Source organism: Actinospica durhamensis (genome assembly GCF_018139695.1).
GTDB classification, from domain to species: Bacteria; Actinomycetota; Actinomycetes; order Streptomycetales; family Catenulisporaceae; genus Actinospica; species Actinospica durhamensis.
Genome location: NZ_JAGSOG010000385.1, coordinates 1 through 6,407, shown reverse-complemented (window position 1 = coordinate 6,407; position 6,407 = coordinate 1). Strand labels below are relative to the sequence as shown.

Sequence of the window (6,407 nt, the reverse complement as noted above, 5' to 3'; positions counted from 1 at the left end):
GGCGGGTCGGCGCTCTCGTGCGTCGGGCTGTGTCGTGCGTCGTGCGCCGGGCGTACCCGGGTAGGTCAGGCGTCGATGGCCGAGCGGTCGAGCAGGGCGGCCGAGTTGATGATGTAGTCGCGGCGCGGGGCCACGTCCGAGCCCATCAGCAGGTCGAAGATGCGGTCCGCGGCCTCGGCGTCGGAGAGCGTGATCCGGCGCAGCATCCGGTGGCGCGGGTCCATCGTGGTCTCCGCCAGCTGGTCCGCGTCCATCTCGCCGAGGCCCTTGTAGCGCTGCACCGGGTCCTTGATCCGCTTGCCGCGCTTGGCCAGGTCGGCGGTGACCGTCTTCATCTCCTGGTCGGTGTAGGTGTAGATGTACTCGTTCTTGGCCCGGCCCTGCCCGATCACCTCGATCCGGTGCAGCGGCGGCACGGCCGCGAACACCCGGCCCGCCTCCACCATCGGCCGCATGTACCGGAAGAACAGGGTCAGCAGCAGGGTCCGGATGTGCGAGCCGTCCACGTCCGCGTCCGCCATCATGATCACCCGGCCGTAGCGGGCCGCGTCGATGTCGAACGAGCGGCCGGTGCCCGCGCCGAGCACCTGGATTATCGCGGCGCACTCGGCGTTCTTGAGCATGTCCGCGACCGAGGACTTCTGCACGTTCAGGATCTTGCCGCGGATCGGCAGCAGCGCCTGGAACTCGGAGTCGCGGGCCAGCTTGGCCGTGCCGAGGGCGGAGTCCCCCTCGACGATGAACAGTTCGGAGCGCTCCACGTCGTCGGAGCGGCAGTCCGCGAGCTTGGCCGGCAGCGCCGAGGTCTCCAGCGCGTTCTTGCGGCGCTGGGTCTCCTTGTGCTGGCGGGCCGCGATCCGGGTCCTGGCCGCGGCCACGATCTTCTCGAGCACGGTGCGCGCCTGCGGCTTGCGGTTCTTGTCGGTGGCCGTGAGGAAGGCCTTGAGCTGGTCGGAGACCACGTTGGTCACGATCCGGGCGGCGGCCGGGGTGCCGAGCACCTCCTTGGTCTGGCCCTCGAACTGCGGCTCGGACAGACGCACCGTGATCACCGAGGTCAGGCCCTCGAGGATGTCGTCCTTGGTGACCGGGTCGTCGTTCACCCGCAGCAGCTTGGCCGCGCGCAGCTGCTCGTTGACCGTCTTGACCAGCGCCCGCTCGAAGCCGGTGACGTGGGTGCCGCCCTTGGGCGTGATGATGATGTTGACGAAGGACTTGAGCACCGTGTCGTACTCGGTGCCCCAGCGCATCGCCACGTCCACCTCGAGCAGCCGCTCCACGTCGGTGGGCACCATGTGGCCGGACTCGTCGAGCACCGGCACGGTCTCGGTGAAGGTGCCGTTGCCGGTCAGCCGCAGCGTGTCGGTCACCGGCCGGTCCGGGGCCAGGTACTCGCAGAACTCGGAGATGCCGCCGGCGTAGTGGAAGGACTCGACGGTGACCTCGTCGGTGCGCTCGTCGTGCACCTCGATGGTCAGGCCGGGCACCAGGAAGGCGGTCTGCCTGGCCCGGCCGTAGAGCTCCTCCAGCGAGATCTTCGCGTCCTTCAGGAAGATCTGCCGGTCCGCCCAGTACCGGATGCGGGTGCCGCTGATCCCGGCTTCGGCCTTCTTCGCCGAGCGGCGGGTCTTGTCCATGCCGTTGCGCGGCTCGAAGGGCGCGTCCGGCCCCTCGCCGTCGAACACGCCGGGCACGCCGCGGCGGAAGGAGATGGAGTGGGTCGCCCCGTCCCGGTCCACCTCGACGTCGAGCCGCTGCGAGAGCGCGTTGACCACGGAGGCGCCCACGCCGTGCAGGCCGCCGGAGGCCGCGTAGGAGCCGCCGCCGAACTTGCCGCCCGCGTGCAGCTTGGTCATGACGACCTCGACGCCGGACAGGCCGGTCTTGGGCTCCACGTCCACCGGGATGCCGCGGGCGTGGTCGTGCACCGCCACCGAGCCGTCCCGGTGCAGGTAGACCTCGATGTGCTCGCCGTAGCCGGCCAGCGCCTCGTCCACGGCGTTGTCGATGATCTCCCACACGCAGTGCATGAGGCCGCGGCTGTCCGTCGAGCCGATGTACATACCGGGCCGCTTGCGCACCGCCTCCAACCCCTCCAGCACCAGCAGGTGCCGTGCGGTGTATTCGGGACTCGCGGCCACGTCATCCTCCCTCGGGGCGGACGCCTCGTCGGCGTTCTCTGCGCTGCCCAGCGTAGCGGCTGTGTGAGACAGTCCCGCCACGCGTCTTACCCCCGCCAACCCCGCCCAGATGCCGACAAGGACGTCGGAAAAACCCGTTTCGGACTGCACCCAGAGCGATGCTCCGGTGCCCTACGGTAGCGGTCAGGCGTATTCCGTGCCGCAGCCCGTACGCCCTGAGCGAACGAGGCCGGAAATCGCCCTCGGGGCAGGGCGCTCGGCGCCGCGGGATGGTTTGATGTTGATCCGGGTAGCAATACCGCCGACGCAGCAAGAAGGAGCTGACGTGACCGCTGTCCTCACTCCCACGGCCGAACCCCTGACCGCGCTCGATCGTTGCGATCGCTGTGGCGCCCAGGCGTACCTCCGCGTCACCCTGGCCTCCGGCGGAGAGCTGCTGTTCTGCGCCCACCACGGTAAGAAGTACGAGGAGAGCCTCCGCTCCATCGCGGCGGACATCCACGACGAGACCGACAAGCTCACCGAGGCTCACTAAGCCTCCCGCTCGCCAGAACACCGACAACTGCTACCTCCCCGACGACCGTTCGCCCCGCAGCCCGTACCGGGCCGCGGGGCGGCGTGTTTTCCGGACCCGCGACGGGCCCGCTGCTCATCGCATTACCCGACGATCCCCGGACCATTCTGAAGTCTCGGAGCGTCCGGCCGGACCATCGAGACCCCACCGGCCCGGCCAGGGCCGTACAGCAGCCCGCGGGGCCCTCTCTCGAGGGCCCCGCGGGCTGTCCGCTCGTGCTGCTTTTCTGCGGTTTTAGTCGAGGTAGTCGCGCAGCACCTGCGAGCGCGACGGGTGGCGCAGCTTGGACATGGTCTTCGACTCGATCTGCCGGATCCGCTCGCGCGTGACGCCGTAGACCTTGCCGATCTCGTCCAGCGTCTTGGGCTGGCCGTCGGTCAGGCCGAAGCGCATCGAGACCACGCCGGCCTCGCGCTCGGAGAGCGTGTCGAGCACCGAGTGCAGCTGCTCCTGCAGCAGCGTGAAGGAGACCGCGTCGGCCGGCACGACCGCCTCGGAGTCCTCGATCAGGTCGCCGAACTCGCTGTCGCCGTCCTCGCCGAGCGGGGTGTGCAGCGAGATCGGCTCACGGCCGTACTTCTGCACCTCGATGACCTTCTCCGGGGTCATGTCGAGTTCCTTGGCCAGCTCCTCCGGGGTGGGCTCGCGCCCGAGGTCCTGGAGCATCTGGCGCTGCACGCGGGCGAGCTTGTTGATGACCTCGACCATGTGCACCGGGATACGGATGGTGCGGGCCTGGTCGGCCATCGCGCGGGTGATCGCCTGCCGGATCCACCAGGTGGCATACGTGGAGAACTTGTAGCCCTTGGTGTAGTCGAACTTCTCCACCGCGCGGATCAGACCCAGGTTGCCCTCCTGGATCAGGTCGAGGAAGAGCATGCCGCGGCCGGTGTAGCGCTTGGCCAGCGACACCACCAGGCGCAGGTTCGCCTCGAGCAGGTGGTTCTTGGCGCGGCGCCCGTCCTCGGCGATGATCTCCAGCTCGTGCCGGAAGCGCGGGTCCATCTGGTCGCCGGAGTTGAGCTTCTCCTCCGCGAACAGCCCGGCCTCGATCCGCTTGGCGAGCTCGACCTCCTGCTCCGCGTTCAGCAGCGGAACCTTGCCGATCTGCTTGAGGTAGTCCTTGACCGGGTCGGCCGTGGCACCGGCCGAGGCCACCTGCTGCGCCGGGGCGTCGTCCTCGTCGTCGTCGGAGAGCACGAAGCCCTCCTCGGTGTCCTCTTCGCTCTTGGCGGCGGCCGCGGGGTCCGCGGTCTCGTCGACCTCTTCGGCTTCGGCCTCGGCCTCCGCCTCGTCGGCCGCCTCGAGCAGCTCGTCGGCGGCGAGCTCGAGATCGATCTCGCCCTCTTCGCCCTCGATCGCCTCGTCCGGCTCGTCTTCGGCCGACTTCGACCCCTGCTTCGCGGCGACGGCCTTGCCCGCGGTCTTCTTGGCCACGGTCTTCTTCGCGGCATCGCCCTCGCCGCCGGCGGGCTTGGCCGCGACGGTCTTCTTGGCGGCCGCCTTCTTCGCCGGGGCGGCCTTGGCGGCCGCGTCACCGGACTCGGACTCGGACTTGCGTACGGAACTGGTCGCGGTGCGGCTCGGCGAGGTGGCCGCGGCCACCTGCTTGCGTGCCTTGGTCCGACCGATCGGCGCGGCTGCGTCGCCCACCACGGCGACCACGACGCCCTTCTCGATCAGTGCGCGGACGACCTTCTTCAGGTCGCCCTCCGGCACCTTGGCGCCTTCGCAGGCGCGCCGCACGTCATCGCTGGAAACGGCTTGGTCCTGGGATTTGGCCAGCAGGGACTGGACCGCGGCGGCCACGGGCGTGGCCGGGGTCTCGTCGACGGTCGCGGAAGTGGTGGGAGCCGACACTCACATACCCTTCGGAACGGTGCTCGAATACTCGAATATGATCTGCGCTGGCGGTGCTCGCGGTGAAGCCGATGCGGGGCGCCTGAACAGGCCCCATGTGCATGTCTCGCCCACATTGGACAGCGTCCATCGGGCCCCGCATATTCCCCCCGGACAACCGGGCGGTCGCGTCCGCCTTCGTCGTGCCTGGTGTGAATCATCCACCGGCCGCGGCTTGTGGGCGGCGCATCGCCGCCGAGCCGCCGTTCACCGCTTCGCAAACGCAGGTCACGCACTCGGGGAGACAGTCTAGCAGCGCCCACGCGGCAGTTGCGCACGAGGGGTCGGTTTCACCGGATCCGCACCCCCCGCCCGCTGTGGATACGCCGCCTTCACGCACCGATCCGCACTGCCAGCAGGGTGACGTCGTCGTCCTGCTCCTGATCGCGCAGCATCTCGTCGACCATGTGGTCGAGCAGGGCGTCGAGGTCCCCGACCGGCGCACCGAGCACCGCGCGCACCAGCCGCTCGAAGCCCTCGCTCAGGGACGCCTCGCGGGTCTCCACCAGCCCGTCGGAGAAGCCGATCACCACGTCCCCCGCGTTGAGCGCGACCTCGAACTCGATCCGCTGCTCGCTCAGCCCGAGCGGGGTGGCGGCCGGAGCGGTCTCGCTCTCCAGGAAGAACACCTCCCCCGCCGCCGTACGCACCAGCAGCGGCAGGTGCCCGGCGTCGGAGAGCACCAGGCTGCGGGTGGTCGGATCCAGCACCGCGTAGACCACGGTGGTGAGCGACTCGGCGTTCTCGGTGGCGTCGAAGAGCCGGTCGAGGCCGGTGAGCACGGAGCGCGGCGAGGGGTCGGTGAACGCCAGCGCGCGCAGGGCGGCGCGCACCCGCCCCATCCCGGCCGCCGCCGTGATCCCCTTGCCGATGACGTCGCCCACGACCAGGCCGATCCGCCCGTCCGGGAAGCCGAACAGGTCGTACCAGTCGCCGCCCACCTCGGTGTCGAGAGACCCGGGGATGTAGCGGAACGCCGCGTCCACCCCGGTCAGCTCCGGCAGCCGCTTGGGCAGGATCGCCTCCTGCAGCGAGACCACCTGCCGGTGCTCGCGCTCGTGCATCCGCGCCCGGGCCACCGCCATGGTGCACTGCCCGGCCAGCGCCTGCAGATAGGCCCGGTCGTCCTCGTCGAACCCGCGCGGGGCGTCGTAGACCAGGTAGAGCCCGCCGACCGGCCCGACCGAGGTGGACAGCGGCAGCACCGCCCAGGCGTGCTCCCCCGGGCCCGGCGCGGTGGTGCTCGGCCACTGCGCGGCCTCCGGGTAGCGCAGGTCGAGGGCGTCGCGGTCGGACAGGTAGCACGGCTGCCCGTCCCGCACCGCCGCGGCCAACAGCGCGGGCCAGGTGAGCGTGCGCCACTCCCAGCGCTCCTCCTCGGCCCGCTCCCGCGGCCGGCGCCGCCGCGGCGCGGGCAACAACGGAGTCGGCCAGGGCGAGCGGCCCACCGGATCGAGCAGCCGCAGGTCCACGTGCGTGGACCCGGTGATCTGCCCCAGCTTCGCCACCGCCGCGCGCACCTCGCTGATCGTCAGCGCCCCCGCCATCTCCCGCGCCACCGTCTGCAGCTTGCCGATGCGCCACTGCGTGGAGCCGAGCAGATCGGCGATGCGGTGCCGGTCGGTGACGTCGTTGACCACGGCCAGCGCCGCGACCACGGCCCCGGTCTCGTCCCGCACCGGAGTCCAGCAGGAGTCGAGGTAGCGCACCGCGCCGGCGCTCTCGGAGCTCAGCCGGTCCGCGGTGCTGAGGCGGTCGGGGGTGGTGCGTCGGTCCGGGGGGCTCGGGTGGCC

The 6,407-nt window shown here is 70.6% G+C and carries 4 protein-coding genes; 1 reads left to right on the top strand and 3 read right to left on the bottom strand.

Features of this window, described 5'->3' with window-relative positions:
* Positions 1-65 precede the first annotated feature (65 nt).
* Complete coding sequence (locus KDL01_RS38140) at positions 66-2,141, bottom strand: DNA gyrase/topoisomerase IV subunit B (protein WP_212533590.1); 2,076 nt, start codon at positions 2,139-2,141, stop codon at positions 66-68.
* A 325-nt stretch (positions 2,142-2,466) separates the two neighbouring features.
* On the opposite strand from KDL01_RS38140, the gene KDL01_RS38135 reads away from it, so the two are divergent.
* Positions 2,467-2,676: a DUF7455 domain-containing protein gene (locus tag KDL01_RS38135; protein WP_246577564.1), complete on the top strand. Its 210-nt coding sequence runs from the start codon at positions 2,467-2,469 to the stop codon at positions 2,674-2,676.
* A gap of 273 nt (positions 2,677-2,949) precedes the next feature.
* Here KDL01_RS38135 and KDL01_RS38130 read toward each other — a convergent pair whose 3' ends face one another.
* Together KDL01_RS38130 and KDL01_RS38125 are read right to left on the bottom strand one after the other, a co-directional pair.
* On the bottom strand, positions 2,950-4,575 hold the full coding sequence (locus tag KDL01_RS38130; protein ID WP_307846776.1) for an RNA polymerase sigma factor: 1,626 nt from the start codon (positions 4,573-4,575) through the stop codon (positions 2,950-2,952).
* A gap of 371 nt (positions 4,576-4,946) precedes the next feature.
* Positions 4,947-6,407, bottom strand: a 1,461-nt coding sequence (locus KDL01_RS38125) for a PP2C family protein-serine/threonine phosphatase (protein WP_212533588.1), incomplete at its 5' end; no start/stop codon positions are given.